At 71.3% G+C, this 26526-nt stretch carries 22 protein-coding genes; 11 read left to right on the forward strand and 11 right to left on the reverse strand.

What is annotated here, in order from left to right; translation table 11 throughout:
- Window positions 1-362: 362 nt before the first annotated feature.
- Window positions 363-3017 carry a glycosyl hydrolase gene (locus ACIBJB_RS09695; protein WP_398928300.1) on the forward strand — a complete coding sequence of 885 codons (2655 nt, stop codon included), beginning with the start codon at window positions 363-365 and terminating at the stop codon, window positions 3015-3017.
- A 35-nt stretch (window positions 3018-3052) separates the two neighbouring features.
- Here ACIBJB_RS09695 and ACIBJB_RS09700 read toward each other — a convergent pair whose 3' ends face one another.
- Entirely contained in the window at window positions 3053-3430 is a 378-nt protein-coding gene (locus ACIBJB_RS09700) for an acetyl-CoA synthetase (RefSeq protein WP_398928302.1), read from the reverse strand.
- A gap of 321 nt (window positions 3431-3751) precedes the next feature.
- On the opposite strand from ACIBJB_RS09700, the gene ACIBJB_RS09705 reads away from it, so the two are divergent.
- On the forward strand, window positions 3752-4144 hold the full coding sequence (locus ACIBJB_RS09705; protein WP_069761794.1) for a molybdopterin-binding protein: 393 nt from the start codon (window positions 3752-3754) through the stop codon (window positions 4142-4144).
- A gap of 16 nt (window positions 4145-4160) precedes the next feature.
- Here the strand turns inward: ACIBJB_RS09705 and ACIBJB_RS09710 are convergent, their stop codons facing one another.
- Entirely contained in the window at window positions 4161-4850 is a 690-nt protein-coding gene (locus tag ACIBJB_RS09710; protein ID WP_398928304.1) for a M24 family metallopeptidase, read from the reverse strand.
- 211 nt (window positions 4851-5061) lie between these two features.
- Here ACIBJB_RS09710 and modA point away from each other — a divergent pair, with 211 nt between their 5' ends.
- The 3 genes from modA to ACIBJB_RS09725 all read left to right on the forward strand — a co-directional run bounded on the left by modA (window position 5062) and on the right by ACIBJB_RS09725 (window position 8325).
- Window positions 5062-5886 (forward strand): molybdate ABC transporter substrate-binding protein, encoded by an 825-nt coding sequence (gene modA, locus ACIBJB_RS09715; RefSeq protein ID WP_398928306.1) that lies wholly within the window; start codon window positions 5062-5064, stop codon window positions 5884-5886.
- On the forward strand, window positions 5883-6746 hold the full coding sequence (locus tag ACIBJB_RS09720; RefSeq protein ID WP_398928308.1) for an ABC transporter permease: 864 nt from the start codon (window positions 5883-5885) through the stop codon (window positions 6744-6746). Before modA ends, ACIBJB_RS09720 begins: the two co-directional genes overlap by 4 nt.
- A 487-nt stretch (window positions 6747-7233) precedes the next feature.
- Window positions 7234-8325, forward strand: coding sequence for an ABC transporter ATP-binding protein (locus ACIBJB_RS09725; RefSeq protein WP_398928310.1), 1092 nt, complete (start codon window positions 7234-7236; stop codon window positions 8323-8325).
- A gap of 366 nt (window positions 8326-8691) precedes the next feature.
- Here the strand turns inward: ACIBJB_RS09725 and ACIBJB_RS09730 are convergent, their stop codons facing one another.
- Window positions 8692-9135, reverse strand: coding sequence for a DUF6299 family protein (locus tag ACIBJB_RS09730; RefSeq protein WP_398928312.1), 444 nt, complete (start codon window positions 9133-9135; stop codon window positions 8692-8694).
- Between the two features lie 241 nt (window positions 9136-9376).
- On the opposite strand from ACIBJB_RS09730, the gene ACIBJB_RS09735 reads away from it, so the two are divergent.
- The gene (locus ACIBJB_RS09735; protein WP_069761789.1) at window positions 9377-9571 is read left to right on the forward strand and encodes a DUF5999 family protein; all 195 of its coding nucleotides are present in this window, start codon (window positions 9377-9379) and stop codon (window positions 9569-9571) included.
- A gap of 396 nt (window positions 9572-9967) precedes the next feature.
- Here ACIBJB_RS09735 and ACIBJB_RS09740 read toward each other — a convergent pair whose 3' ends face one another.
- On the reverse strand, window positions 9968-10366 hold the full coding sequence (locus tag ACIBJB_RS09740) for a RidA family protein (protein ID WP_398928314.1): 399 nt from the start codon (window positions 10364-10366) through the stop codon (window positions 9968-9970).
- A complete protein-coding gene (locus tag ACIBJB_RS09745; RefSeq protein WP_398928317.1) occupies window positions 10363-11544 on the reverse strand; it encodes an acyl-CoA dehydrogenase family protein in 1182 nt (393 codons plus the stop codon). The genes ACIBJB_RS09740 and ACIBJB_RS09745 overlap by 4 nt, the downstream gene beginning before the upstream one ends.
- 135 nt (window positions 11545-11679) lie before the next feature.
- On the opposite strand from ACIBJB_RS09745, the gene ACIBJB_RS09750 reads away from it, so the two are divergent.
- Together ACIBJB_RS09750 and ACIBJB_RS09755 are read left to right on the forward strand one after the other, a co-directional pair.
- A complete protein-coding gene (locus tag ACIBJB_RS09750) occupies window positions 11680-13272 on the forward strand; it encodes an AMP-binding protein (RefSeq protein ID WP_398928319.1) in 1593 nt (530 codons plus the stop codon).
- A gap of 15 nt (window positions 13273-13287) precedes the next feature.
- On the forward strand, window positions 13288-14100 hold the full coding sequence (locus ACIBJB_RS09755) for a PaaX family transcriptional regulator C-terminal domain-containing protein (protein ID WP_398928320.1): 813 nt from the start codon (window positions 13288-13290) through the stop codon (window positions 14098-14100).
- Between the two features lie 8 nt (window positions 14101-14108).
- On the opposite strand, the gene ACIBJB_RS09760 is transcribed toward ACIBJB_RS09755, so the two are convergent.
- Both ACIBJB_RS09760 and ACIBJB_RS09765 read right to left on the reverse strand, forming a co-directional pair.
- On the reverse strand, window positions 14109-16451 hold the full coding sequence (locus tag ACIBJB_RS09760; RefSeq protein ID WP_398928322.1) for a bifunctional salicylyl-CoA 5-hydroxylase/oxidoreductase: 2343 nt from the start codon (window positions 16449-16451) through the stop codon (window positions 14109-14111).
- The gene (locus ACIBJB_RS09765; protein WP_398928324.1) at window positions 16452-17279 is read right to left on the reverse strand and encodes an enoyl-CoA hydratase family protein; all 828 of its coding nucleotides are present in this window, start codon (window positions 17277-17279) and stop codon (window positions 16452-16454) included.
- 330 nt (window positions 17280-17609) lie between these two features.
- Between ACIBJB_RS09765 and ACIBJB_RS09770 the strand changes: the two genes are divergently transcribed.
- Complete coding sequence (locus tag ACIBJB_RS09770) at window positions 17610-18062, forward strand: ATP-binding protein (RefSeq protein ID WP_398928326.1); 453 nt, start codon at window positions 17610-17612, stop codon at window positions 18060-18062.
- Between the two features lie 3 nt (window positions 18063-18065).
- On the opposite strand, the gene argF is transcribed toward ACIBJB_RS09770, so the two are convergent.
- The gene (gene argF / locus ACIBJB_RS09775) at window positions 18066-19073 is read right to left on the reverse strand and encodes an ornithine carbamoyltransferase (protein ID WP_398928327.1); all 1008 of its coding nucleotides are present in this window, start codon (window positions 19071-19073) and stop codon (window positions 18066-18068) included.
- 116 nt (window positions 19074-19189) lie between these two features.
- On the reverse strand, window positions 19190-20413 hold the full coding sequence (locus ACIBJB_RS09780) for an arginine deiminase (RefSeq protein ID WP_398928329.1): 1224 nt from the start codon (window positions 20411-20413) through the stop codon (window positions 19190-19192).
- Window positions 20414-20535: 122 nt separating this feature from the next.
- Between ACIBJB_RS09780 and ACIBJB_RS09785 the strand changes: the two genes are divergently transcribed.
- Together ACIBJB_RS09785 and ACIBJB_RS09790 are read left to right on the forward strand one after the other, a co-directional pair.
- Window positions 20536-21540, forward strand: a complete 1005-nt coding sequence (locus ACIBJB_RS09785; protein WP_398928331.1) for an SPFH domain-containing protein — start codon at window positions 20536-20538, stop codon at window positions 21538-21540.
- A complete protein-coding gene (locus ACIBJB_RS09790) occupies window positions 21537-22430 on the forward strand; it encodes a hypothetical protein (RefSeq protein ID WP_398928333.1) in 894 nt (297 codons plus the stop codon). Before ACIBJB_RS09785 ends, ACIBJB_RS09790 begins: the two co-directional genes overlap by 4 nt.
- Before the next feature lie 48 nt (window positions 22431-22478).
- Here ACIBJB_RS09790 and ACIBJB_RS09795 read toward each other — a convergent pair whose 3' ends face one another.
- Window positions 22479-25022, reverse strand: a complete 2544-nt coding sequence (locus ACIBJB_RS09795; protein WP_398928335.1) for a polynucleotide kinase-phosphatase — start codon at window positions 25020-25022, stop codon at window positions 22479-22481.
- Window positions 25019-26497: a 3' terminal RNA ribose 2'-O-methyltransferase Hen1 gene (locus ACIBJB_RS09800; protein ID WP_398928337.1), complete on the reverse strand. Its 1479-nt coding sequence runs from the start codon at window positions 26495-26497 to the stop codon at window positions 25019-25021. The genes ACIBJB_RS09795 and ACIBJB_RS09800 overlap by 4 nt, the downstream gene beginning before the upstream one ends.
- Window positions 26498-26526: the final 29 nt, after the last annotated feature.

Consider the following 26526-nt stretch of genomic DNA (forward strand, 5'->3'; position numbering starts at 1 on the left):
GCCGATGAGACCGAGCGCGCCGGTGCAGTGGGGTGGCCCGGCCGGAGGAGGGGCCGTCGGGCCGGGACCCCGACAAGAAGCGCGCCCCCGGACACCCTCGTTCCGCGCTTCACCAACGGTCCGATCGCGGTCGTCGACGCCGCCGACCGACCAGGCCCTGCGAGGCCTCGCCCGACGCCTTCGGGAGCCAGCCCGAAGCGTCGAAAGGAGCAGACCGGCAAGCCGCCAACCTTTCGCCTCATCGACATCCCGTACACGAAGTGACAGGCCCCGGTCAAAGGCTTCCCAAGTGCCGGATACTCCCCTCCACTCATGGTCGGGTCCCAACGAAGGCCGTACGTATGCCTGTTTGGGAGGACCTCGTGTCAGTACCGACCCGTAAGAGACGATGGCTCACAACCTGGGCCATCACCGCATCCGCCGCACTCGTCGCGCTACCCGCAAGCGCCGCGTCCGGCCAGAGCAACAGCCCCTTCGGCGCCCGCACCCTCGCTCAACTCGCCGCCGAACGCACCGACTCGGTGGGCGCCATGAGCCCCAAGGCGAAGGCCGAGGACGGCGACGACGGCAACGAGGCCGACGAGATAGCCGAGGGCGCGGACCAGTACGCCGAGGCGCGCACCTCGCCCGGCATCGTCGCGCCGGGCGCCTACGGCGCCGCCTGGTCCGACCTGACCAAGCTGCCGAGCAGCGGCGGCAATTGGCGCAACGTCACTGACCTGCCGTACAACTCCGACGATTCGCGCTACCGCGACATCGACTCCAACTCCAGCGGCGGCTCAGGCAACGTCACCGGCCGGATGGCAGCGGTGGCCGCCGACGACGACGGGTACGTGTACGCGGGCAGTGCGGGCGGCGGCGTATGGCGGTCCCGGTCCGGCGGCGGACACTGGCAGCCCATCAGCGACGGGCTGCCGGCGCAGTCCACCGGCGCGCTCGCGCTCGACGGGACCGGCCGGCTGTGGCTGGGCACCGGCGAGGCGACGACCAACGCGGACGCCTACCTCGGCAGCGGCGTCTACGTCCTGTCCCACCCGCACCAGGGCACCTTCTCCACCCGCAGCCGGGTCGGCGGCGACGAACTCGAGTCGAGCAGCATCCACGAGCTGCGCTTCGGCGGCGGCAAGGTGTGGGCGGCGACCACCAAGGGTGTGTGGAGTCACTCCACGAAGACGCTGAAGGGCGCCTGGAAGCTGGAGTTCGCGCCCAACCCCGCCTATCTGCCGGGCGGTTCGGAGTCGAAGGATCCGAGCGCCCCGTACAAGAACATCGCCAACGACATCGCGATCGACCCGAAGGACCCGAGCAAGGTCGTTCTCACGGTGGGCTGGCGCAGCGGTGACGACTACAACGGCTTCTACACCAAGGGCGCGGGCGGTGCCTGGACGCGGATCACCAGTGGACTGGGCGACCTGCCCGCCGACGCGGACGACGTCGGCAACGTCACCTTCGCCCGCTCCGCCGACGGTTCCCGCTACTACGCCATCGACCAGTCACCGGAGCAACTGAACACCAACCCGGACAGCGGCCTGGAGGGCATCTTCGTCTCCAAGTCCGGCTCCCCCACCGGTCCTTGGACGAAGATCGCCGACTACCAGGGTCTGGCCGCCGACGGTTCCGCGCTGACCACCAGCGGCTACATGCCGGGGGTGCAGGCCTGGTACAACCAGTTCCTGACGGTCGACCCGGCGAACGCGGAGCACGTGTACGCGGGGTTGGAGGAGGTCTACGAGACCAAGGACGGCGGCAGCACCTGGTCGACCGTGGGACCGTACTGGAACTTCTCCTTCCCCTGCTGGAACATCGACCCCGCCAAGCAGACCGGTGACTGCAACCCGACCACCCACTCCGACCAGCACGGCGTGGCGATCGGCAGCTACCACGGCAAGAGCTTCGTGTACGTCGGCAACGACGGCGGTGTCTACAAGCGGCCGGTCAACGGCTCCCAGGACACCTCCGGGCACGCCACCGACTGGACCTCGCTGAACGACGGCACCATCGACACCCTGCAGTACTACTCGGTGGGCATCGGCAAGGATCTGGACCACGGCGGCGTCTCCGTCACCGGCGGCCTCCAGGACAACGGCCAGTCACTCCTGCGCAGCAACGACAAGGTGATGGGCTCCAACTTCGGCGGGGACGGCGGCGACACCCTCACCGACCCGGCCAACGGGTGCAACATGGCCGAGGAATACGTCTACCTCTCCATCCAGGTGACACAGAACTGTGCCGTCAACGACGGCAGTTGGATCGACGACGCCGCCAAGGCCACGTCGTACAACGTCGCCCCGGCCGACAACGCGACCGGCGAGGCCCGTTTCATCGCCCCGCTCGCGGCCGACGCCAAGAAGCCCTCGACCTGGATCGCGGGCGGCCGCCATGTGTGGGTGCAGACCCACGGCTACGCCATCCGCAGCGGCAGCGAGTGGACCAGCGTGTACGACCTCGGCGAAGGCCACACCGCGACCGCCGTCGCCACCTCCGGCGGCAAGGTGTACGCCGCCTGGTGCGGGCCCTGCAACAACCAGGGCTTCACTCGCGGGATCTCCGTCGGCAACACGGACGGTACCGGCTGGCACGACATCGCCCTGCCGGCCACCGGCGCGGACGGGACCGTACCCAACCGCTACCTCAGCGGCTTCGCCGTCGACCCGAAGAACGCCGACCACGTCTACCTCACGGTCAACGGCTTCTCCCGGCAGTGGACCGAGGGCCCGGGCGCCGGTGTCGGCCACGTCTTCGAGTCCAAGGACGGCGGCACCACCTGGAAGGACATCTCGAAGAACCTCCCCGACGTGCCGGCCGACTCCGCGGTCGTCACCCCGAACGGAGGCCTCGCCGTGGGTACCGACCTCGGCGTCGTCTACCGGGCGCCGGGACGTACGACCTGGCAGCGCGTCGGCAACCTCCCGGCGGTCGCCGTGCTCCAGGTGAAGCTGAGCCCTGACGGCAGCACGCTGTACGCGGCCACCCACGGCCGCGGCATCTACACGATCAAGGTGCGCGACTGCGGCTGACAACGGCGCGACAGGGGTGGCCCCGGCTTCCGGGGTCACCCCTGCGTCGGGTACGGCAGCACGTCCACGTGCAGGGTGAAGGCGATCCGGGCCGCGCCCGCCACGTCCGGCGCCTTCGCCCGTGCGGTGACCTGGGCCGTATCGCCCCGGGTGCCCGCGCACCGCAGCGAGGCACGGGCGGTGCCGTCCGCGTCCACCCGCCAACCGGACGCCAGGACGAAGGCCGGCGCGGAACTGAGCACGGCCGTCCACCGCCTGTCGTCCGTCCGGGGCTCCAGGACGAGGGACACGACGGCTCCCGGCCGCAGGCACAGCCGCTGGACGACCGCGTCACCGGGGCTGAAGAGAACCTCCGTACGCCCGGACACACAGCTCGCCGCCGAGCCGGACGGGCTCCCTCCGGTCGGGCTCACGGACGGGGACGGGGACTGGGACGGAACGGCGGACGCGCGAGTCGACGTACCCCCCGACGGCTCTGTCGCACCGCCGCTCCCTCCCGAAGGCCCCGAAGGGCCTCCCGCCGAGGTACCGCACGCCACCAGGACGGCCACCCCGGCCACCGCCCACACTCCGGCCCACCATCGCATTCCGGCACCTCCTGGCCCTCGTACGGACACCAGCATGCCTCGTCGACGCGGATCCGGGCCCGCTCGATGGCCCCCGGGCTGGAAGGCGCGGCTTCTTGCGATGGTCCGGAGCCGTCCCGCCGACGCTGATCGCCTATCTTGGCGCCTATGCAGTCCTACACGATCGGCCAGGCGGCGCGTCTGCTCGGAGTGAGCCCGGACACCGCTCGGCGGTGGGCGGACGCCGGCCGGGTGGCCACCCATCGGGACGAGACCGGGCGACGCCTCATCGACGGGAAGGACCTGGCCGCGTTCTCCGTCGAGTTGGCCAAGAGCGAGGGCGACGAGGAGACCTCGTACACCTCGGTCCGCAACGCCTTTCCCGGCATCGTCACGGCCGTGAAGCTGGGCGATGTCGCGGCCCAGGTGGAGATCCAGGCAGGACCGCACCGGCTGGTGTCCCTGCTGACGCGGGAGGCCGTGGAGGAACTCGGCCTGGAGGTCGGGGTGGAGGCCACGGCCCGCGTGAAGTCGACGAATGTGCACATCGACCGCACCTGACCGGGAGCCGTACGGATCAGAGGGTGAGCAGTTCCTCGTGGAAGCCACCGAACTGCCGTTCCGTGTCGACGAGATGGATCTCCAGGATCCAGTGGCAGCGCCGTCCGGCCTTGTCGGTACGGCGCAGTGGGGTGTCGTTGGCGGGCGCGATGTACGACTCCACGTCGGCGCCGTCGATCCATTCGTGCGGGAACTCGCCGACCAGGTGACCCGCGTGCCAACCGCCCAGTTCCCAGCCCGACTTGGCGGCCAGCCGCTCGATCTCGGCGTAGAGCCGTGCGCCGGTGATGTCCGGGTCGGCCTCGAAGCGGCTCCGGCCCGCGGCGAAGATCTTCGGCAGGTCCTCACGGAGGCGGTGCTTGACCGGGTCGTCGCCGAGGACGAAGGTCCGGCCGAAGTCGGCCTCGTACTCCTCGAAGATCGGGCCGAAGTCGGCGAAGACGATGTCGTCCGTGCCGATCACCCGGTCCGGCGGGTTCTCCCGGTACGGCTCGAGTGTGTTCGGTCCGGAGCGCACGATCCGCTTGTGCCAGTGACGCGTGGTGCCGAACAGCTCGTTCGCCAGGTCCCGGATCCGGTCGCTGACCGCCCGCTCCCCCTCCCCCGGCGCCACCAGCCCGCGCTCCTCGATCTCCGCGAAGAGCCGAACGGCCTTCGCCTGAGCGTCCAGCAGTCGTGCCGCGCGCGTGGGTTCGTCGTCCGCCATGGAGGCGAACGTAATCACCGGGATCGTCCCCGGCAACGGGATTGCCGCGTCCCGTACAAACGCACATGCCACCCTGATCTATCAGGTTTCAAGCTCATGCGATGTGACAGCAGACTTTCACCTCGCATCTGCGCCAGTATCGTGGACCGTGGAAGGTCCGCCAGGACCGCAGGTGAATGTGTCCGTCAGGACCAGAGGGAGTGGACCCGTGATGACCCGTACCGCGCGCCGGAACCGCCGGACCCTGCAGGTGACCGGGGCGGGCGCCGCCGCGCTGCTGGCCCTCAGCGCCTGCTCGTCGTCCGACTCGGGCTCCTCGTCCACGACCTCGGGCACCTCCGGGTCCGGCTCGGACAAGCTCTCCGGCACGGTGACCGTCTTCGCCGCGGCCTCCCTCAAGGAGAGCTTCACGACGTTGGGCAAGCAGTTCGAGCAGGCCCACCCCGGCACGAAGGTGACCTTCAGCTTCGGCGGCAGCGACTCGCTCGCCGCGAGCATCACCGGCGGCGCCCCGGCGGACGTGTTCGCCTCGGCCAGCCCCAAGACGATGAAGATCGTCACGGACGCCGGGGACGCCTCCGGCACCCCCGCCACCTTCGTGCGCAACCAGCTGGAGATCGCCACCCTGCCCGGCAACCCGGACAAGGTCGCGTCGCTGAAGGACCTCACGAACCCGGACCTGAAGGTCGTGCTGTGCGACAAGGAGGTACCCTGCGGCGCCGCCGCCCAGAAGGCACTCGACGCGAGCAGGCTGAAGCTCACGCCGGTCTCCTACGAACAGGACGTCAAGGCCGCGCTGACGAAGGTCGAGCTGAAGGAGGCCGACGCGGCCGTCGTCTACAAGACCGATGTGCACGCCGCGGGTGACAAGGTGGGGGGCGTGGAGTTCCCCGAGTCCGCCGACGCCGTCAACGACTACCCGATCACCCTGCTCAAGAACGCGCAGCACACCGACACCGCCAAGGCGTTCATCGCACTCGTGCGGTCCGCCGAGGGCCAGAAGGTCCTGACCGGGGCCGGATTCCTGAAGCCGTGACCCGCGCAGACCTGTCCGAGGCCGCGACCGAGACCCTCCGGGGCGGGCCGCGGCGCCGGCGTGTCCGGACGGGTGCGGTCGGCCGCGGTGTGCCGCTGCCGCTGCTCGTGCCGGCGCTGATCGGTCTGGCGTTCCTGATCGTGCCGCTGGTCGCCCTTCTTGTACGGGCGCCCTGGCGCAGCATGCCCCAGCAGCTGACCAGCGCCGAGGTGTGGCAGGCGCTTCAACTGTCCCTGGTCTGCGCCACGGCCGCCACCGCGGTGAGCCTGGTCATCGGGGTTCCGCTGGCATGGCTGCTGGCCCGTGTCGAGTTCCCCGGCCGCGGCCTGGTCCGGGCCCTGGTGACCCTGCCGCTCGTCCTGCCGCCGGTCGTCGGCGGAGTCGCGCTGCTCATGGCGCTGGGCCGCAACGGGGTCGTGGGCGAGTGGCTCGACGCCTGGTTCGGGGTCACGCTCCCGTTCACCACGGCCGGGGTCGTGGTCGCCGAGGCGTTCGTCGCGATGCCGTTCCTCGTCATCAGCGTGGAGGGCACCCTGCGGGCCGCCGACCCGCGGTACGAGGAGGCGGCGACGACCCTGGGCGCCTCCCGCTTCACCGCGTTCCGCCGGGTCACGCTGCCGCTGATCGCACCGGGCATCGCCGCGGGCGCGGTACTGGCCTGGGCGCGGGCGCTGGGCGAGTTCGGAGCGACGATCACGTTCGCCGGCAACTTCCCGGGCCGCACCCAGACCATGCCGCTCGCCGTCTACCTCGCCCTCCAGAGCGACCCGGAGGCGGCCGTCGCCCTCAGCCTGGTCCTCCTGGCTGTGTCGGTGGCGGTGCTGGCGGGGCTGCGCGATCGCTGGATGACGGCGGGATGAGCGAAATGGGCGGAGGCGGGGCGGGAGGAGTCGGTGGTGGCCGGGCTGCGGAGGTCGGTGACGGCAGGACTAACGAGGCCGGTGGTGGCGAGACTGCCAGGACCGATGACGGCGGGACGGGCGAAGCACGTGACAGCCGGACTGCCGGGGTCGGTGACGGCGGGACGGCCGAGTCCGGTGACAGCCGGACTGCCGGGGTCGGTGACAGCCGGACTGCCGGGGTCGGTGACGGCGGGACGGGCGAGGCCGGTGGTGGCGAGACTGCCAGGACCGATGACGGCGGGACGGGCGAAGCACGTGACAGCCGGACTGCCGGGGTCGGTGACGGCGGGACGACCGAGGCCGGTGACAGCCGGACTGCCGGGGTAGATGCCGGGAGGGCCTGCGGTGGAGCGGGCCGACAGTCGAGGCCGGTGACAGCGGGGACCAGTGACAGCCGACCGGCGGGAGCAGAGGACCCCGGCCGACGGGGAGCGGAGCGCGCCCGATGATCGAGAAGAGCCGAGCCGCCGCCCCCGGCATCCGCCCCGGCACCGCCCCCGACGGCCTCGACGCCCGTCTCGTCGTGGACCGCGGCGCCTTCCGCCTCGATGTTTCGCTCACCGTCGCCCCCGGCGAGGTAGTCGCCCTCCTCGGTCCGAACGGTGCCGGAAAGACCACCGCCCTGCGCGCACTCGCCGGTCTGACCCCCCTCACCGACGGTCATCTACGGCTGGACGGCACCGCGTTGGAGCGCACGCCGCCGGAGTCCCGTCCCGTCGGCGTCGTCTTCCAGGACTATCTGCTCTTCCCGCACCTCACCGCTCTCGACAACGTCGCGTTCGGCCCGCGCTGTCAGGGCGCGACCAAGGCGGTGGCCCGGACGCGGGCCGCCGCATGGCTGGAGCGCATGGGTCTCGCCGACCACGCGGGCGCCAAGCCGCGCAGATTGTCCGGTGGCCAGGCCCAACGCGTGGCCCTGGCACGCGCGTTGGCGACCAACCCCCGGCTGCTGCTCCTCGACGAGCCCCTGGCCGCCCTCGACGCCCGCACCCGACTCGAGGTCCGTGCCCAACTGCGGCGCCATCTGGCGGAGTTCGAAGCCGTCGCCGTACTCGTCACGCACGATCCCCTGGACGCCATGGTCCTCGCCGACCGTCTCGTGGTCGTCGAACACGGCGAGGTCGTCCAGGAAGGCGCCCCGTCCCACATCGCCCGCCATCCGCGCACCGACTACATCGCCCAGCTGGTCGGCCTGAACCTCTACCGCGGCGAGGCCGACGGCCACACGGTCCGCCTCGAGGTGGGGCCCGCGCTCACCACGACGGACGACCTCTCCGGGCCCGTGTTCGTCGCCTTCCCGCCGAGCGCCGTGACCCTCTACCGGGAACCGCCCGCCGGCTCCAGCGCCCGCAACCACTGGCGCTGCGAGGTGGCCGGCCTGGAGACCCACGGCGACCAGATCCGCGCCGACCTCACCGGCGAGCTTCCCCTCGCGGCGGACCTCACCACGGTGGCCGCGGCGGAACTCGACCTGCACCCGGGCGCGGAGGTCTGGGCGGCGGTGAAGGCGGCCCAGACGCACGCGTATCCCGTCTGAGCCGGCTCCCGCGGTCCGAGCCGTCGACTCGCGGGTGATCCTGCGCGGCCACAACCTGGTGCCCCGCGTCCGGTACCGGCCGGTCGTCGCCGCGGGCGCTCCCGGCGAGGCGAACCGCACGCTTGGCGGCACCGCATCCCCCTGAACGCCCGGACACGCGATCGGTCGCCTTCACCCGAACGGCCACCCGGACAGGCTGCCGGCCCTGCCCGTACCCAGCGTGAGGGCATACAGCACGCGCCCGACCAACCGCCGGCCCACAGAGGCAGAGGCAGAGGCAGAGGCAGGAGCGCCGGACCACCGACCACAGAACCGCACGCCGGACCGCAGACCCGCCGCTGTCCCGTCGGCACGCGTGGGCCGCGCTCAGCCCTTCGTCAACGTGACGTCCTGCTGCGCGGCCGCGTGGAAGCGGGGCAGCGGCAGGCCGCCCTCGGGGCTGAGTTCCATGAGGGTGGCCTCGACGTGGGCCTGGCCCGGTTCCAGGGCGTCGGAGCCGGGCTTGCCGGTGTTCTCCCAGCTGTGCTCCACGCCGTCGCACACCGCGCGGCTGCCGCCGATGCCCTGTCGGACCAACGGGGAGCGCTGGCTCACGGAGGAGCTCACGAACACGGGACCCGTGCTGCCGGCGCAGCGATAGGTGCCGGACAGGGTCACGGTGCCGTCCTCGGCGATACGGCCGACGGGGCCGATGGTGACGGTGTCGGACGGGTCGGCGCTCGCGGGCAGCGCCGGGGCGGCGAGCAGGAACAGCGCGGCACCGGCAGCGGTGGCGAGGGCGGAGCGCAGGAGCAGGGGGCGGACGGACATGGTGTGTCTCCCGGTCGAGTGGAATGAGGGCCTCCACTGCTACCGGGAACACGCGCCGACAGCCGTGATCGTCACTCCTTTGGTGGCGAGTCCGCACCGAGCGTCGTGGAACCGTCCGAGAGTTGTCCGCGTGTTGTCACGCTTCATGCTGGGCCGTTCCGATGAGTTCGCGAAGGGAGCATGGTCTACCCATACGGACACGGACCCCATGGGGACGGTCCCACCAATATGGAGGTGCGCCATGTGTTCTCACCAGTCTTCGTGCGCTTCGTCCGACAGCACCACCCCGCACATCGTCGCGGCCCATCCCGAACAGGGCTGGAACCTGCTGTGCAACGGCGCGATCGTCTTCGACGACAGCGGCGAGCTGCTGCCCGACGGCCGGATCGTCGCGCCGCACCGGGTGCCGGCCGGACAGCTGGCCGTCGCCGCCTGATCACTTCCCCGCGATGAACTCCCGCACCGCGCAGGCATGACGCTCCGGCTGGTCCTCAGCGATCGGCGTCCGCGAGCCCTCGGTCTCGAGGAGCCCCCGTGCGGGGGGGGAGTCCGGCCAGGCGACGATCACGGGTGCCGTGTTCGGTGTTCCGGATGCACGTCCCCGCGACGCCGTAAGCCCCGCCGGGCCTCCGCGTCCGCCCCAGCCCCCAGCGCCCGCAGCCGCCGTCGACGATCTCGTCCGGCACCGGCCGCCCGCGGAGCAGGCCGATCCCGACCGTCAGTCCGAGCAGCGGCTTCAGCCCCGACGCCGGCACCGGAAACGCCACCCCGCCGAACCCCCGGCAGGCCGCTGACAGACCCAGCAACGTCCCGCCCCCCCATGCAGGGCACGTTAGGGCAGCACCGCGAAGCCGTCGAGCTCCACCGCCGCCTGGTCGTCCCACAGCCGTACGACCTCCACGACCGCCATCGCGGGGTAGTCCCGGCCCGCCGACTCCCGCCAGATGCGGCCCAGTTCAGGGGCGTGGGTGCGGTACGCGCCGATGTCGGTGGCGTACACGGTGACGCGGGCGAGGTCGGACGGAGTGCCACCTGCGGCCGCGAGAGCGGTGAGGAGGTTGTCGAGCGCCTTCTCGAACTGCTCCGGCAGGGATTCCCCGACCACCTTGCCGTCGGCGTCGAGAGCGGTCTGCCCCGCGAGGAAGACCAGCCGGGACCCGGTGGCGACGACCGCGTGCGAGAAGCCGGTGGGCGGGGACAGTTCGGGTGGGTTGATGCGCTCGGCGGTCATGAAGCCTCCATCGTCTCTACGGCATCCCCGGCATCCCCGGCATCCCCGGCCTTCACGGTCGCCAGGTCGGCGTACAACTCCTTGGCGATGATGCCCCGTTGCACCTCGCTCGCCCCTTCGTAGATGCGCGGGGCGCGCACCTCCCGGTACAGGTGCTCCAGCAGATGACCGCGGCGCAGTGCGCGTGCGCCGTGCAGCTGGACCGCGGTGTCGACGACGTACTGCGCGGTCTCGGTCGCGAGCAGCTTCGCCATCGCCGCGCGCTTGGGCACGTCCGGGGCGCCTTCGTCGTACGCCGTCGCCGCCGCGTACACCATCAGGCGGGCCGTGTCCGTGCGCAGGGCCATCTCGGCAACCGTGTGCGCGACGCTCTGAAGGTCCCTCAACTTGCCGCCGAAGGCGTCCCGTCGAGAGGTGTGCGCGAGGGTCGCGTCCAGCGCCGCCTGCGCCATGCCGACCGCGAAGGCGCCGACGCTGGGCCGGAAGAGGTTGAGGGTGCCCATGGCGACCCGGAAGCCGCGGTCGACCTCCCCGAGGACGTCGTCGGCGCTCACCGGCACGGCGTCGAAGGTGAGAGCGCCGATGGGGTGCGGGGAGAGCATGTCCAGGGCGGTGCCGGTGAGACCGGGACGGTCGGCGGGCACCAGGAAGGCGGTCACTCCACGGGCGCCGGCGTCGGGGGTGGTCCGCGCGAAGACGGTGGAGAAGTCGGCCTCGGGGGCGTTGGAGATCCAGCACTTCTCCCCGGTGAGCCGCCAGCGGGAGGGGCCGTCGGGGACGGCCGACAGGGACAGTGCCGCCGCGTCCGACCCCGCCCCCGGCTCGCTCAGCGCGAACGCGGCCACCGCGCCGCCCTCGCTCACCGCCGGGAGCCAGCGCTCCCGCTGGGCCGGAGTGCCGTACGCGTGGACGGGGTGGGCGCCGAGGCCTTGGAGGGCGAGGGCGGTCTCCGCCTCCGTGCAGGCGTACGCGAGGGATTCCCGCATGAGGCACAGATCCAGCGCACCGGAGGTGAACAGACGCTCCAGGAGGCCCAGTCGGCCCAGCTCGGCGACCAGCGGACGGTTCACACGGCCCGGCTCGCCCTTCTCCGCGAGCGGGCGCAGCCGTTCCGCGGCGAGGGTGCGCAGCTCCGCACACCGGGCGATCTGGGACGGTTCGAGCGAGAATGCGGGCATTGCCGGTCCCCTCTCTCGACAGGGCCCCACGACAGTATCGCGTGGCGTTGACTGTCGTCACCAACACGATACGCTCCTTGTGCGAGCCCACCATCGACGCCCACAAGGCGGCCCACGGCAAGGGGGCGACCCGCCATGAACGTCTCGGCCCACGTCGACACCTTCGCGCGCGACCACCTCCCGCCTCCCGACCAGTGGCCGGAGCTCCGCTTCGACCTTCCGGAGCTGCGCTACCCCGATCGGCTGAACTGTGCCGCCGAGCTGCTGACCGGCCCACCCGACGACCGTCCGGTGTTCCACACCCCCGCCGGGGACACATGGACGTACGGCACACTGCGTGCCCGCGTCGACCGGCTCGCGCATCTGCTCACCGGTGACCTCGGGGTCGTCCCCGGCAACCGTGTCCTGCTGCGCGGCCCGACCACACCCTGGCTCGCGGCCTGTTGGCTGGCGGTGCTGAAGGCGGGCGCGGTCGCGGTGACGGTGCTGGCCCAGCAGCGGCCGCACGAGCTGGCCACGATGTGCGAGATCGCGCGCATAGAGCACGCCCTGTGCGACATCCGCGCTGTCGACGATCTCGCCAAGGCCGAGATACCGGGCCTCAGGATCACGACGTACGGGGGCGACGCCCCGGACGACCTCCTGAACCGCGAGGCGCCCGGGACGCCGTACCCCGCCGTGCGGACCGCGGCCGACGACGTGGCGCTGATCGCTTTCACCTCCGGGACCACGGGGCGGCCCAAGGGCTGTATGCACTTCCACCGGGATGTGCTCGCGATAGCCGACACCTTCTCCAAGCATGTGCTCAAGCCCCATGTGGACGATGTCTTCGCGGGCAGTCCCCCGCTCGGTTTCACCTTTGGGCTCGGCGGCCTGGTGATCTTCCCGATGCGCGCGGGCGCCAGCTCGCTCCTGCTCGAACAAGCCGGTCCCCAGCAGCTGTTGCCGGCCATCGCCGAGCACCGGGTCTCGGTCCTGTTCACCGCCCCCACCGCCTACCGCGCGATGCTCGACGAACTCGACGCGTACGACATCTCGTCGCTGCGCCGCTGTGTCTCCGCGGGTGAGAACCTGCCCGCGGCCACCTGGCGGGCCTGGCAGGAGCGGACCGGCCTGGGGATCGTCAACGGCATCGGCGCCACCGAGCTGCTGCACATCTTCATCTCCGCCGCCGACGAGCACATCCGGCCCGGGACGACCGGGGTGCCCGTGCCGGGATGGCACGCGCGCGTGGTCGACGAAACAGGTCGGGAGAGGCCCGACGGCGAGCCCGGTCTGCTCGCCGTGCGCGGTCCCGTCGGCTGCCGCTACCTCGCCGATCCCCGGCAGCTGGAGTACGTGCGGGACGGCTGGAACATCACCGGAGACACATACATCCGCGAGAACGATGGGTACTTCCGCTATGTGGCGCGCGCGGACGACATGATCATCTCCGCCGGGTACAACATCGCCGGACCGGAGGTCGAGGACGCCCTGCTGCGGCACCCGGATGTGGTCGAGGCGGCCGTCGTGGGGCGGGCGGACGAGGCACGCGGTCAGGTGGTCGTGGCCTTCGCCGTCCTCAAGGAGGGCGCCGAGCGAAACGCCGAGGCGCTGCGCGCCTACGTCAAGACCGAACTGGCGCCCTACAAATGCCCGCGCGAGATCGTCTTCCTGGACGCGCTGCCGCGCACGGCGACCGGCAAACTCCAGCGGTTCAGGCTGCGCACCGATGGTGACCAGCAGTGATCCACACGAACTAAGATGATCAACGTGTCCGACCAGCATGCACCACGGTCTCTCATCGTCACGCTCTACGGAGCCTACGGCCGCTTCATGCCGGGCCCCGTGCCCGTCGCCGAGCTGATCCGGCTACTGGCCGCGGTCGGCGTGGACGCCCCCTCCGTACGCTCGTCGGTGTCCCGCCTCAAGCGGCGCGGCCTGCTGCTGCCGGCCCGCACGGCCCGGGGCTCGGCCGGATACGAACTGTCGCACGAGGCCCGTCAGCTGCTCGACGACGGCGACCGGCGCATCTACGCGGTGACCCCGCCGGAGGACGAGGGCTGGGTGCTCGCGGTGTTCTCGGTGCCGGAGTCGGAGCGGCAGAAGCGCCACGTGCTGCGTTCACGGCTGGCCGGACTCGGCTTCGGCACGGCGGCCCCCGGGGTGTGGATCGCCCCGGCGCGACTGTACGAGGAGGCCCGGCACACCCTCCAGCGGCTGCGGCTCGACCCGTACGTCGACTTCTTCCGCGGTGAGCATCTCGGCTTCGCCGCGACCGTCGAGGCGGTGTCCCGCTGGTGGGACCTGGCCGCGATCGCCAAGGAGCACGAAGCCTTCCTCGACCGCCACGCGCGCGTGCTGCACGACTGGGAGGACCGGGCCGACACCCCGCCCGAGGAGGCCTACCGCGACTACCTGCTCGCCCTCGACTCCTGGCGCCATCTCCCCTACTCCGACCCCGGCCTGCCCGCCCTGCTGCTCCCGGAGGACTGGCCGGGCCGGCGGGCGGCGGCGGTGTTCCAGGGTCTGCACGAGCGGCTGCGGGACGCGGGCGCCACCTTCGCCGGTCTGTGATCCCAGGCTCAAGTCCCGAGCGTGAGCCGGGGCTTGGGGGCGTCGGTGCGTCCGGTCTGCGGTCGGCGGCTGCCCGCGCGGTACGGGTCCGGCCAGACGACGCCGGGACCGTGGTACCCCTGCTCGGCGGCCGCGTGGAGGGTCCAGTGCGGGTCGTAGAGATGCGGGCGGGCCAGCGCGCACAGGTCCGTACGCCCGGCCAGGATCAGCGAGTTGACGTCGTCCCAGGAGGAGATGGCGCCGACCGCGATCACCGGGACACCGGTCTCGTGACGGATCCGGTCGGCGTACGGCGTCTGGTAGGACCGCCCGTACTCCGGGTGCTCCTCGGCCACCACCTGTCCGGTCGACACGTCGATCGCGTCGGCGCCGTGCGCGGCGAAGGCGCGGGCGATCTCGACGGCGTCCTCGGCCGTGTTGCCGCCCTCGGCCCAGTCGGTGGCGGAGATACGGACGGTCATGGGCCGTTCCTGCGGCCACACCTCCCTGATGGCGTCGAAGACTTCGAGTGGGAAGCGGAGGCGCTTCGCGAGAGAGCCGCCGTAGGCGTCCGTGCGCCGGTTGGTCAGCGGGGAGAGGAAGCCGGAGAGCAGATAGCCGTGCGCGCAGTGCAGTTCGAGGAGGTCGAAGCCGGCCCGGGCGGCACGCCAGGCCGCCGCCGTGAACTGCTCACGGATGTCGGTCAGTTGGGCACGGCCGAGTTCGCGCGGAGTCTGGCTGGAGGGCTTGTACGGGAGCGGGGACGGCGCCACGACCGGCCAGTTGCCCTCCGGCAGCGGCTCGTCGATGCCCTCCCACATCAGCTTGGTCGAGCCCTTGCGGCCGCTGTGTCCGAGCTGCACGCCGATCGCGGTGCCCGGCGACTGCGTGTGCACGAAGTCGGTGATCCGTTTCCAGGCCGCGGCCTGTCTGCCGTTGTAGAGGCCGGTGCAGCCGGGGGTGATCCGTCCCTCGGGCGAGACGCACACCATCTCGGTCATCACCAGCCCGGCGCCGCCGAGGGCCCGGGCGCCCAGGTGGACCAGGTGGAAGTCGCCGGGGATGCCGTCGGTGGCGGAGTACATGTCCATCGGCGACACCACGACCCGGTTGCGCAGGGTCAGTCCGCGCAGCCGGAACGGGGTGAACATCGGGGGCGTGCCCGGCGCGCAGCCGAACTCGCGCTCCACGGCGCCGGTGAAGCGCGCGTCGCGCAGGCGCAGGTTGTCGTGGGTGACGCGGCGACTGCGGGTGAGCAGGTTGAAGGCGAACTGGCGGGGTGGCTGGTCTAGATAGAGGCCGAGGTTCTCGAACCACTCCAGGCTGGCGCGGGCGGCGCGCTGCGTGGAGGCGACGACGGGTTTGCGCTCCGCCTCGTAGGCCGCCAACGCCCCTCCCACCGTGGGCTGTTCCTCCAGGCAGGCGGCCAGGGCGAGGGCGTCCTCGACGGCGAGCTTGGTGCCGGAGCCGATGGAGAAGTGGGCGGTGTGGGCCGCGTCGCCGAGCAGCACGGTGTTGCCGTGCGACCAGTGGTCGTTGACCACCGTGCGGAAGGTGGTCCAGGTGGAGTTGTTGGAGCGCAGAGGGCGGCCGCGGAGTGCTTCGGCGAAGATCTTGGCGCAGCTCTCCGTCGATTCCCGCGGGGGGACTTCGTCGAAGCCGGCCGCCTTCCAGACCTCCTCACGCATCTCGATGATCACGGTGGAGGCGTCGGGGGAATAGGGGTAGCCGTGGAGTTGCATCACGCCGTGGTCGGTCTCGGCGATCTCGAACCGGAAGGCGTCGAAGGGGAAGTCGGCGGCAAGCCATATGTAGCGGCAGTGGTGCGGGGTCACATGGGGGCGGAACACACGGCTGTGCCGTTCGCGCGTGGTGCTGTTGACTCCGTCGGCGGCGATGACGAGGTCGTGCGTCTCTTCGAGACCGGCCGGGGCCACCGTACGGAAGCGGAGGTCCACGCCGAGAGCGCGGCAGCGGTCGTGCAGTATCTCGAGGAGTCGTCTGCGGCCGAGTGCAGCGAAGCCGTGGCCTCCGGAGGTGTGGCGGGTTCCTCTGCGGACGATGTCGATGTCGTCCCAGCGGACGAAGTCGGACTGCATCGCCTCGTAGACCACCGGGTCCGCGTGCTCGATGCCGCCGAGGGTCTCGTCGGAGAGGACCACGCCGAAGCCGAAGGTGTCGTCGGGGGCGTTGCGTTCCCAGACGGTGACTTCTCTGCGGGGGTCGAGGCGTTTCAGCAGGGCGGCGGCGTAGAGGCCGCCCGGGCCGCCGCCGACGATCGCTACTCGTAGGGGGTGGCTGGGCTTGTTCGGCGGCTGCGGGTTCGATGTGGCTGATCGCGCCGTTCCCCGCGCCCCTATAGGTCGGGACACTTACCGCCCCTTCCATTTCGGTGGCCTCTTCTCTGTGAACGCGGCGTGGAACTCCCGGTAGTCCTCGCCGTTCATCAGGAGGGCCTGCGTCGAGGCGTCCAGTTCCACCGAAGCGGCCAACGGCATGTCCAGCTCCGCCGTCAGCAGGGCCTTCGTCTGGGCGTACGCCAGTGCAGGGCCGTCCGCCAGCCGGCGGGCCAGGCGCGCGGCGGCCTCGTCCGCGCCGCCCTCCTCGGTCAGTTCGCTGATCAGGCCGATGCGCTCGGCCTCGGGAGCGCGGACCGGTTCGCCGAGCATGAGGAGCCGGGTGGCATGGCCGAGGCCGACCACGCGCGGCAGCAGATAGGCCGCGCCCATGTCTCCGCCGGACAGGCCGACCCGGGTGAAGAGGAAGGCGAAGCGGGCCGAGGTGTCCGCCACCCGGAAGTCGGCCGCCAGGGCGAGGACCGCGCCCGCGCCCGCCGCCACCCCGTGCACCGCCGCGATCACCGGGAACGGACACTCCCGTACGGCCCTCACCACCTGGCCCGTCATCCGGTTGAAGTCGAGGAGCTGGGCGGTGTCCATGGCGAGGGTCGCGCCGATGATCTCGTCGACGTCACCGCCGGAGCAGAAACCGCGGCCCTCGCCGGCCAGGACCAGGGCGCGGACGGACCGCTCCCGGGACAGTTCGGCGAGGAGGTCGCGCAGGTCGGCGTAGGCGCCGAAGGTGAGCGCGTTGAGTTTCTCGGGGCGGGCGAGGGTGACGGTGGCGACCCCGTCGGTGAGGTCGACGCGCAGGTGCCGCCAGTCGGAGGTGGGGGCGGCGGAGCCGGTGAAGGGACTCATGGCGTGCGGCCTCCTCGTGCTCGGACGCAGTGCGAGTGGCGAGGTTCCCGGCGCATCCAGGTGCAATCCATGCGCTCTCCCTCGAAGCTATCACCCCTCTTTGACTGTCGTCACGAGTGCGCGATAAAGGCGTCCGGATCTGACCTGGCCGGGTCACATCCGTCACGGCTCGTCGACAGACAGGCAACGGCGGGATCAGCGGTGGGAGGCAAGCCGTTGCTACGGGTAAGCCGCCTGCCAACGGGGCCGAAGGTCCCGTACGGCGCCCGCCGGACGACTCTGCCGACGGCGCCGTACCATTCATACGGTTGAAAGCAGGACAGCCTGCTCATGAACGGAACCGCCTTGCAAGATCGCCCCCCGGCCTCCGCCTCCTGGCGCATCGCGCTGCCGCACTCCGCCGCGGCCGTGCCCGTGGCGCGCGCTCTGGTCCGCACCGCGCTGGCCGAGCTGGAGCACGGGGCGGACAGCGACACCGCGGAGCTGCTGACGGCCGAGCTGGTGGCGAACGCCGTGGAACACACCTCCGGCGACACCCCGATAGAGCTGGTCGTGGAGCTGCTGCCGACCGGCTGCCAGGTGGAGGTGCACGACCCGGACCCGGCGCCCCCGGGCCATCTGACCCGGCCGGACGCCAGGGACCCGGATCCCTGGCAGGAGCACGGCCGCGGCCTGCTCCTGATCAGGGCGCTCAGTTCGTCGTGCGGGCACCGCCCGACCGAGACCGGCAAGGCGGTGTGGTTCCGGCTGCCGGTGGTGCCGCCTCAGCGACACCCGGCGTGAGACTCAGGCCAGCGTCGCCACCAGGACCGCCTTGATCGTGTGCAGCCGGTTCTCCGCCTCGTCGAAGACCACCGAGTGCACCGATTCGAACACCTCGTCCGTGACCTCCAGGGACTCCAGGCCGTGGCTCTCGAAGATCTCCTGCCCCACCTTGGTACCGAGGTCGTGGAAGGCGGGCAGACAGTGCAGGAACCTGACGTCCGCGTTCCCCGTGGCCCGCAGCACGTCCGTGGTCACCGCGTACGGCGACAGCGCGGCGATCCGCTCGTCCCACACGTCCTTCGGCTCCCCCATGGAGACCCAGACGTCGGTCGCGACGAAATCCGCCCCCCGCACGCCCTCCTCCAGCGACTCGGTGAGAGTGATCCGCGCCCCGCTGTCCACGGCGAGCGCACGGGCCCGCTCGACGACGTCCTGCGCGGGCCAGTAGGCCTTCGGCGCGACGATCCGTACGTCCATGCCCAGCAGCGCGCCGGTGACCAGATACGAGTTGCCCATGTTGAACCGCGCGTCACCGAGGTAGGCGAAGACGATCTCCCGGACCGGCTTCGCGGTGTGCTCGGTCATCGTCAGCACGTCGGCCAGCATCTGGGTGGGGTGCCAGTCGTCGGTGAGCCCGTTGTACACCGGCACCCCGGCGTACGCGGCCAGCTCCTCCACCTTCTGCTGACTGTCCCCGCGGTACTCGATCCCGTCGTACATACGGCCGAGCACACGCGCGGTGTCGCGCACGGACTCCTTGTGCCCGATCTGCGAGCCGGACGGGTCCAGGTAGGTCGTCGAGGCGCCTTGGTCCGCCGCGGCGACCTCGAACGCGCAGCGCGTGCGCGTCGAGGTCTTCTCGAAGATCAGCGCGATGTTCTTCCCGTTCAGGTACCGCGTCTCGGTCCCCGCCTTCTTGGCGGCCTTCAGCTCGGCTGCCAGTTCGACCAGCCCGAGGAACTCCTGCTCGGTGAAGTCGAGCTCCTTGAGGAAGTGGCGGCCGGCGAGGGCGGTCGGGACTGTCGCCATGGGGGGCGCTCCAGAGGTGCGTGAACAGACGGACCTTGGAAGTCTATACGATGCTCAGCATTTATATACAGACTGCTGTACGACTATGCGATCGCGCGTTCCGTAGAGGATCTCTCCTATACGGCCTCCCGCTCCACCGGACAGCTCATGCAGCGCGGCCCGCCCCTGCCCCGCCCCAGCTCGCTGCCCGGGATCTCGATCACCTCGATGCCCTGCTTGCGCAGATGGGTGTTGGTGGTGGCGTTGCGCTCGTAGGCGACGACGACACCCGGCTCGACGGCGAGGACGTTGCAGCCGTCGTCCCACTGTTCACGCTCGGCGGCGTGCACGTCCTGGGTGGCGGTCAGCACACGGATCTCGCTCAGCCCGAGCGCGGCGGCGATCGCGCGGTGCATGTGCTCCGACGGGTGGTCGGTGACCTTGAGCTCCTTGTCACCGACGCCCGGTTCGATGGTGTACGACCTGAGCATGCCGAGTCCGGCGTACTGGGTGAAGGTGTCGCCGTCGACCATCGTCATCACGGTGTCGAGATGCATGAAGGCCCGCCGCTTCGGCATGTCGAGGGCCACGATCGACTGCGCGGAGTCCTCGGCGAACAACTTGTGCGCGAGCATCTCGACGGCCTGGGGCGTGGTGCGCTCGCTCATGCCGATGAGGACGGCGCCGTTGCCGATGACGAGGACGTCCCCGCCCTCGATGGTGGACGGGTAGTCGGCCTGCCCCTCCGACCAGATGTGGAACGTTTCGTCACGGAAGACGGGGTGGTGGCGGTAGATCGCCTCGAAGTGGACCGTCTCCCGCTGCCGGGCCGGCCAGCGCATGGCGTTGACGGCGACACCGTCGTAGATCCAGGCGGAGGTGTCACGGGTGAAGAGGTGGTTGGGCAGCGGAGCGAGCAGGAAGTCGTCGAGGTCCATGACATGGAAGCGCACGGAGGTCGGCTCCGGGTGCGCCTCAAGGAACTCCCGCTTGGTCATGCCGCCGACCAGGGCCTCGGCCAGTTCCGCGGCGGGCAGTGTCTCGAAGGCGGCCCGCAGATGATCGGTGGCCAGCGGGCCGTACTCCTTCTCGTCGAAGACGCGGTCCAGGACGAGTGACCGGGCCGCCGGGATCTCCAGGGCCTCGGTGAGCAGATCGCCGAAGAGATGGACGGCGACACCGCGGTCGCGCAGCACGTCGGCGAACCCGTCGTGCTCGGCGCGCGCCCGGCGCACCCACAGCACGTCGTCGAAGAGCAGTGCGTCCTTGTTGCTGGGGGTGAGCCTTTTGAGCTCGAGATCCGGCCGGTGAAGGATGACGCGGCGCAGCCGCCCGGCCTCGGAGTCGACATGGAATCCCATGCCTCCATCCTGACCAACCAGGGGCCTCTTGACCCGTGGTCCGACCGGCTTTCTTGTTCTCGTCCCCTTGACGACAACTCGCTCTCCCGGTTATCGTCCAACAGACGAAAAGAGGGGACTCGATGGCCGACATCACCCGGCGCCTCGGCTGGCGCCACCTGCGCGGCGCGCCCACGGCGCACATCCGGCACCACCGCGGCGGCGCGCTGCTGCACGACGGTCCGGGGCTCAGCTTCTGGTTCCGTGCACTGACGGCCGCGCTCTCCGAAGTTCCGGTGGACGACCGCGAGTTGGCCATGACGTTCCATGCCCGTACGTCGGACTTCCAGGACGTGGCCGTACAGGCGACCGTGACCTACCGGATCGGTGACCCGGCGCTCGCCGCCGCCCGCCTGGATTTCTCGATCGATCCGGACACCGGGGCGTGGCGGGGCGCGCCCCTGGAACAACTGGGCACGCTGCTCACGGAGACGGCCCAGCAGCACGCGCTCGACGTGCTGACCCGGACCTCCCTGGCCTCCGCCCTGGTCGACGGCGTCTCGGCGGTACGCGAGAGGATCGCGGCGGGCCTGGACGCCGAACCGCGGCTGCCGGCCACCGGCATCGAGGTGGTGGCCGTACGCGTGATGGCGTTGCGCCCCGAGCCGGAGGTGGAACGGGCCCTGCGCACCCCGGCCCGCGAACAGATCCAGCAGGAGGCCGACCGGGCGACCTACGAACGGCGGGCGGTCGCCGTGGAGCGGGAGCGGGCCATCGCCGAGAACGAACTGGCCAGCCAGATCGAACTCGCCCGCCGCGAGGAGCAGTTGGTGGAGCAGCGCGGCACGAACGCACGCCGGGAGGCTCAGGAGCACGCGGCGGCGGACGCGGTACGGGCCGAGGCGGAGGCGACCCGCTCGGTACGGCTCGCCCGCGCGGAGGCCGAAGGGGCGCGCACGGTGGGCGACGCGAAGGCGCAGGCGCAGGCCGCCTGGTTGCGGGTGCACGCGGAGGTCGACGTCGCCACGCTGCACGCCCTCACCGGGACCCGGCTCGCGGAGAACCTGCCGAACATCGACAGCGTGACGATCTCGCCGGACGTGCTGACGGGGCTGCTGGCGAAGCTGGGCGCACGGGAGCCGGAGTGAGTCTCGCCCCGCGCGCGGTCCTGGTGCACCGCACCACGGAGTACGAGGAGTTGGTGGCCCACCACGGCACCCACGGCCAGGCCGCCTTCTTCCTCTCCTCCCGGGGCCGGGACATCGCGGAGGTCGCCGGACGTCATGAGCGCACCCGGCGGGCGCTCGCGGAGGTGACCTCCGCGATCCCCCTGACCTGGCGTCAGGCGCGGGTGGAGCGGGCCGACCTGGACCGCTTCCTGTTCGCGCCCGAGGACGTCGTGATCGTGGTCGGGCAGGACGGTCTGGTGGCGAACGTGGCCAAATACCTCTCCGGGCAACGGGTGGTGGGCATCGACACCGACCCCGGCCGCAACCCCGGTGTCCTGGTACGCCACCGTCCCGCGCAGGCCGCGGCCCTGCTCCCGGCGGCCCTCGACACCACCGTGGACGAACTCACCATGGTCGAGGCCGTCGCCGACGACACACAACGGCTGGTCGCCCTGAACGAGATCTATCTGGGCGCCGCCGGACACCAGACAGCCAGATACCGCCTGGGCCTGGAGGGCGACGGGGGTGTCGTCGAGGCCCAGGCCTCCTCCGGGGTGCTGGTGGGGACGGGCACCGGCGCCACCGGCTGGCTCCGCTCGCTCTGGCAGGAGCGGGGCGGCCGGCTGCGGCTGCCGGGCCCCACGGAGGACCGCCTGCTGTGGTTCGTACGGGAGGCGTGGCCGTCCCCCGCCACCGGCACCTCCATGGTCGCCGGCGAACTCCCCGCCCGCGCCCGCCTCCGCCTCACCGTCGAGTCCGAACGGCTGATCGCCTTCGGGGACGGGATGGAGGGGGACGCGGTGGAGCTGACGTGGGGGCAGACGGTGGAGGTGGGGGTGTGCGGGGAGCGGTTGCGGCTGGTGGGGTGAGGGGCGAGGGGTGACCGGTGGGTCACCCCTCGCACCCGGGCCCGCGGCTCACAGCCGCGGGTCCACCGGCTCCGACTCCAGCGCCAGCACCCCGAACACCGCCTCGTGGACCCGCCACAGCGGCTCGCCCTCCGCGAGACGGTCCAGGGCCTCCAGGCCGAGGGCGTACTCGCGGATCGCGAGGGAGCGCTTGTGGTTCAGGAACCTCTTGCGCAGCCGGTCGAGGTTCTCCGGGCGGGTGTACTCGGGTCCGTAGATGATGCGCAGGTACTCCCGGCCGCGGCACTTGATGCCGGGCTGGACCAGGCGGCCCTCCGGGCTGCGGACCACCGCGCCGAGCGGCTTGACGACCATGCCCTCGCCGCCGCGCCCGGTCATCTCCAGCCACCAGTCGACGCCCGCCCGCACCGACTCCGGGTCACCGGTGTCGACGTAGAGGCGCCGGGTGGTCTGCAGCAGGCCGCTGCCGTCGTGCTCCACCAGGCGGTCGAGCAGGGCCAGCTGCTCGTCGTGCGGGAGCCCGGCGAGGCTGCGGCCCTGGACCGCGAGGATCTGGAACGGCGCCAGGCGGACGCCGTCCAGACCGTCGGTGGTCCAGCAGTAGCGCCGGTACGCGTCGGTGAACGCGCCTGCCGCGTCCGCCCGTTCGCGCTGGCGGGCCAGCAGGTCCGTCACGTCCACGCCCCGGTCCGCCGCACCCCGGAGCGCGGCCAGCGCGCCCGGGAACACCGCGCCGGACGCGGCGCCGACGGCCGCGTACTGCGACCGCAGCAGGCCCGAGGCCTTCAGCGACCACGGCATCAGTTCGGCATCCAACAGGAGCCAGTCCGTGTCGAGTTCGGACCACAGACCCGCCTCGCCGATCGCCGACCGCAGCCGGTCCAGGATCGCCTCCGTCACCGACTCGTCGTCGAAGAACGGGCGGCCGGTCCGTGTGTACAGCGAACCCGTCGGGCCGTCCACGCCGAAGCGCCCACGGGCCGTCTCCACGTCCCGGCAGACCAGGGCCACCGCCCGCGAGCCCATGTGCTTCTCCTCGCACACCACCCGCTCGACACCGTCCCCGGCGTACTGCGCGAACGCCTCCTCCGGGTGCTCCAGGAAGCCTTCGACACGCGAGGTCGCCGTCGGTGCCATCGTCGGCGGGAGGTACGGCAGCAGCCGCGGGTCCACCGCGAAGCGGCTCATCACCTCCAGGGCCGCGGCCGCGTTCTCCTCCCGGACGGCGACCCGGCCCGCCTGCCGGGTCTCGACCGCCCGGCGGCCGTGCACGTCGGCCAGGTCCAGCGGTCGGCCGTCCTGCCCGCCGGGCGCCTCCGACTTCAGCGGCTTCGTCGGCTCGTACCAGACCAGCTCCGCCGGTACGTCGACCAGCTCGCGCTCCGGCCAGCGCAGCGCCGTGAGCTTGCCGCCGAAGACCGCGCCGGTGTCCAGGCAGATCGTGTTGTTGAGCCAGGTCGCCTCCGGGACCGGGGTGTGGCCGTAGACCACGGCCGCCCGGCCGCGGTAGTCCTCCGCCCACGGGTAGCGCACCGGCAGCCCGAACTCGTCGGTCTCTCCGGTGGTGTCGCCGTACAGCGCGTGCGAGCGGACCCGGCCGGAGGTGCGGCCGTGGTACTTCTCCGGCAGACCGGCGTGGCAGACGACCAGGCGGCCGCCGTCGAGGACGTAGTGGCTGACCAGGCCGTCGATGAACTCCCGTACCTCGGCCCGGAACTCGTCCGAGACGCTCTCCATCTGCTCGATGGTCTCCGCCAGGCCGTGGGTGTGCTGGACCTTGCGGCCCTTGAGGTAACGGCCGTACTTGTTCTCGTGGTTGCCCGGCACGCACAGCGCGTTGCCCGACTTGACCATCGACATCACGCGGCGCAGCACACCGGGGCTGTCCGGGCCGCGGTCGACGAGGTCACCGACGAAGACCGCGGTACGGCCCTCGGGGTGGACGCCGTCGGTGTAGCCCAACTTGCCGAGCAGCGACTCCAGTTCGGAGGCGCAGCCGTGGATGTCGCCGACGATGTCGAAGGGGCCGGTGAGGTGGGTCAGGTCGTTGAAGCGCTTCTCGGTGACGACGGTGGCGTTCTCGATGTCCGCCACCCCGCGCAGCACGTGCACCTTGCGGAAGCCCTCGCGCTCGAGGTGGCGGATCGAGCGGCGCAGTTCACGGATGTGGCGCTTGATGACCCGGATCGGCATGTCGGCCCGGTCGGTGCGGGCCGCGTTGCGCTCGGCGCACACCTCCTCGGGTACGTCCAGAACGATGGCGATCGGCAGCACGTCGTACTTCTTCGCCAGGTCGATCAGCTGCCGTCGGGAGTCCGACTGCACGCTGGTCGCGTCGACGACCGTGCGGCGGCCGGCGGCCAGGCGCTTGCCCGCGATGTAGTGCAGGACGTCGAAGGCGTCCTTCGTCGCACCCTGGTCGTTCTCGTCGTCGGAGACCAGGCCTCGGCAGAAGTCCGAGGAGATCACCTCGGTCGGCTTGAAGTGCCGGCGGGCGAAGGTGGACTTGCCGGAGCCGGAGGCACCGACGAGGACGACGAGGGAGAGGTCGGTGACGGGAAGGGTCCGTCCCGTGCGCTGGGTCTCGGTCATGCCGCCTTCGCCTCCTTCTCGGTCCTGGTCACCACTGTGCTGATCTCGAAAACGGCCATCTGGGTGGGGGGTCCCACCTCCGGGTCGTCCGGTCCCACCGGCCTGAACTCGACGTCGTAGCCGTGCCGTTCGGCCACCGAGGACGCCCAGGCCCGGAACTCCTGCCGCGTCCACTCGAAGCGGTGGTCGCCGTGCCGGACGTGCCCGGCCGGGAGCGACTCCCAGCGGACGTTGTACTCGACGTTCGGGGTCGTCACGAGGACGGTCCGCGGGCGGGCCGCGCCGAACACCGCGTACTCCAGGGCGGGCAGCCGGGGCAGGTCGAGGTGCTCGATCACCTCGCTGAGCACGGCGGCGTCGTACCCCTTGAGCCGCTTGTCGGTGTACGCCAGCGAGCCCTGGAAGAGCTGAACGCGGGAGGCCATCCGCTCCCCCATGCGGTCCAGCTTCAGCCGCCGGGAGGCGATGGTGAGCGCCCGCACCGACACGTCGACGCCGACGATCTCGGTGTACTTCGGGTCCTTGAGCAGTGCCTGCACCAACTGGCCCTGTCCGCATCCGAGGTCGAGGACGCGGGCGGCACCGGCGGCGCGCAGCGCCTCCAGGATCGCCTCGCGGCGCTGGACGGCGAGCGGGGTCGGCTTCTCCTCGGTCTCGGTCTCCGCCTCGACGGCGTTGTCGATGTCCTCGACCTCGCTGTCGTCGGCCTCGGCGAGCCGCACCAGCTCCAGGCGTTCCATCGCCTCACGCGTCAGCGACCAGCGGCGGGACAGGTAACGGCTGGTGATCAGCTTCTGCTCCGGGTGCGCGGGCAGCCAGCCCTCACCGGCCCTGAGCAGCTTGTCGACCTCGTCGGAGGCCACCCAGTAGTGCTTGGCGTCGTCGAGGACGGGGAGGAGGACGTACAGATGACGCAGGGCCTCGGCGACGGTGAGCTGCGTGGACTCCAGTTCGAGGCGGACATAGTGCGAGTCGCCCCACTCGGGGAACTCGGCGTCCAGCGCGACCGGTTCGGCCGTCACGGTCCAGCCGAGCGGCTCGAACAGGCGGCGTACGAGTTCCGGTCCGCCGCGGGCCGCCACAGCGGGCACCTCGATACGCAACGGCCGTGGCTGCGAAGGGAGTTCGGGCTTGGCGCCGCACACCCCGCGCATCGCGCTGGAGAAGACCGCGCTCAGCGCCACCGCGAGCAGCGAAGACGCCGCGTAGGGGCGGTCGTTGACGTACTGCGCGAGGGTCGCGTCCGGGGCGCCGCCGCGCCCCTTGCCCTTGCCGCGCCTGACCAGAGCCACCGCGTCGACCTCCAGCAACAGCGCCGCCGTGCACCGCTGATCGTCCGCCTCGGGATACAGGACGTGCGCCCTGCCGTAGGAGGTGGAGAACGCCTGCGCCTTCTCGGGATGCTTGTGCAGCAGGTAGCCGAGGTCGGTGGCGGGGCGCTCGGGAGTGCCGGTGGTACTGATCGTCAGAAACATGCGAGTGGCCTCTCCGGCCGGTGGACGGG

It is taken from the genome of Streptomyces sp. NPDC050759, from assembly GCF_044456945.1.
Taxonomy (GTDB): Bacteria; Actinomycetota; Actinomycetes; order Streptomycetales; family Streptomycetaceae; genus Streptomyces.

What these genes read in the sequence shown, in the direction of transcription:
- modA (WP_398928306.1), top strand. Translation starts at nt 5,062, where the DNA reads ATGACCCGTACCGCGCGCCGGAACCGCCGGACCCTGCAGGTGACCGGG.
- ACIBJB_RS09745 (WP_398928317.1), bottom strand. Translation starts at nt 11,544, where the DNA reads ATGCCCGCATTCTCGCTCGAACCGTCCCAGATCGCCCGGTGTGCGGAG.
- ACIBJB_RS09725 (WP_398928310.1), top strand. Translation starts at nt 7,234, where the DNA reads ATGATCGAGAAGAGCCGAGCCGCCGCCCCCGGCATCCGCCCCGGCACC.
- ACIBJB_RS09755 (WP_398928320.1), top strand. Translation starts at nt 13,288, where the DNA reads ATGATCAACGTGTCCGACCAGCATGCACCACGGTCTCTCATCGTCACG.
- ACIBJB_RS09740 (WP_398928314.1), bottom strand. Translation starts at nt 10,366, where the DNA reads ATGACCGCCGAGCGCATCAACCCACCCGAACTGTCCCCGCCCACCGGC.
- ACIBJB_RS09785 (WP_398928331.1), top strand. Translation starts at nt 20,536, where the DNA reads ATGGCCGACATCACCCGGCGCCTCGGCTGGCGCCACCTGCGCGGCGCG.
- ACIBJB_RS09770 (WP_398928326.1), top strand. Translation starts at nt 17,610, where the DNA reads ATGAACGGAACCGCCTTGCAAGATCGCCCCCCGGCCTCCGCCTCCTGG.
- ACIBJB_RS09780 (WP_398928329.1), bottom strand. Translation starts at nt 20,413, where the DNA reads ATGGGATTCCATGTCGACTCCGAGGCCGGGCGGCTGCGCCGCGTCATC.
- ACIBJB_RS09735 (WP_069761789.1), top strand. Translation starts at nt 9,377, where the DNA reads ATGTGTTCTCACCAGTCTTCGTGCGCTTCGTCCGACAGCACCACCCCG.
- ACIBJB_RS09710 (WP_398928304.1), bottom strand. Translation starts at nt 4,850, where the DNA reads ATGGCGGACGACGAACCCACGCGCGCGGCACGACTGCTGGACGCTCAG.
- ACIBJB_RS09795 (WP_398928335.1), bottom strand. Translation starts at nt 25,022, where the DNA reads ATGACCGAGACCCAGCGCACGGGACGGACCCTTCCCGTCACCGACCTC.
- ACIBJB_RS09750 (WP_398928319.1), top strand. Translation starts at nt 11,680, where the DNA reads ATGAACGTCTCGGCCCACGTCGACACCTTCGCGCGCGACCACCTCCCG.
- ACIBJB_RS09765 (WP_398928324.1), bottom strand. Translation starts at nt 17,279, where the DNA reads ATGAGTCCCTTCACCGGCTCCGCCGCCCCCACCTCCGACTGGCGGCAC.
- ACIBJB_RS09705 (WP_069761794.1), top strand. Translation starts at nt 3,752, where the DNA reads ATGCAGTCCTACACGATCGGCCAGGCGGCGCGTCTGCTCGGAGTGAGC.
- ACIBJB_RS09800 (WP_398928337.1), bottom strand. Translation starts at nt 26,497, where the DNA reads ATGTTTCTGACGATCAGTACCACCGGCACTCCCGAGCGCCCCGCCACC.
- argF (WP_398928327.1), bottom strand. Translation starts at nt 19,073, where the DNA reads ATGGCGACAGTCCCGACCGCCCTCGCCGGCCGCCACTTCCTCAAGGAG.
- ACIBJB_RS09730 (WP_398928312.1), bottom strand. Translation starts at nt 9,135, where the DNA reads ATGTCCGTCCGCCCCCTGCTCCTGCGCTCCGCCCTCGCCACCGCTGCC.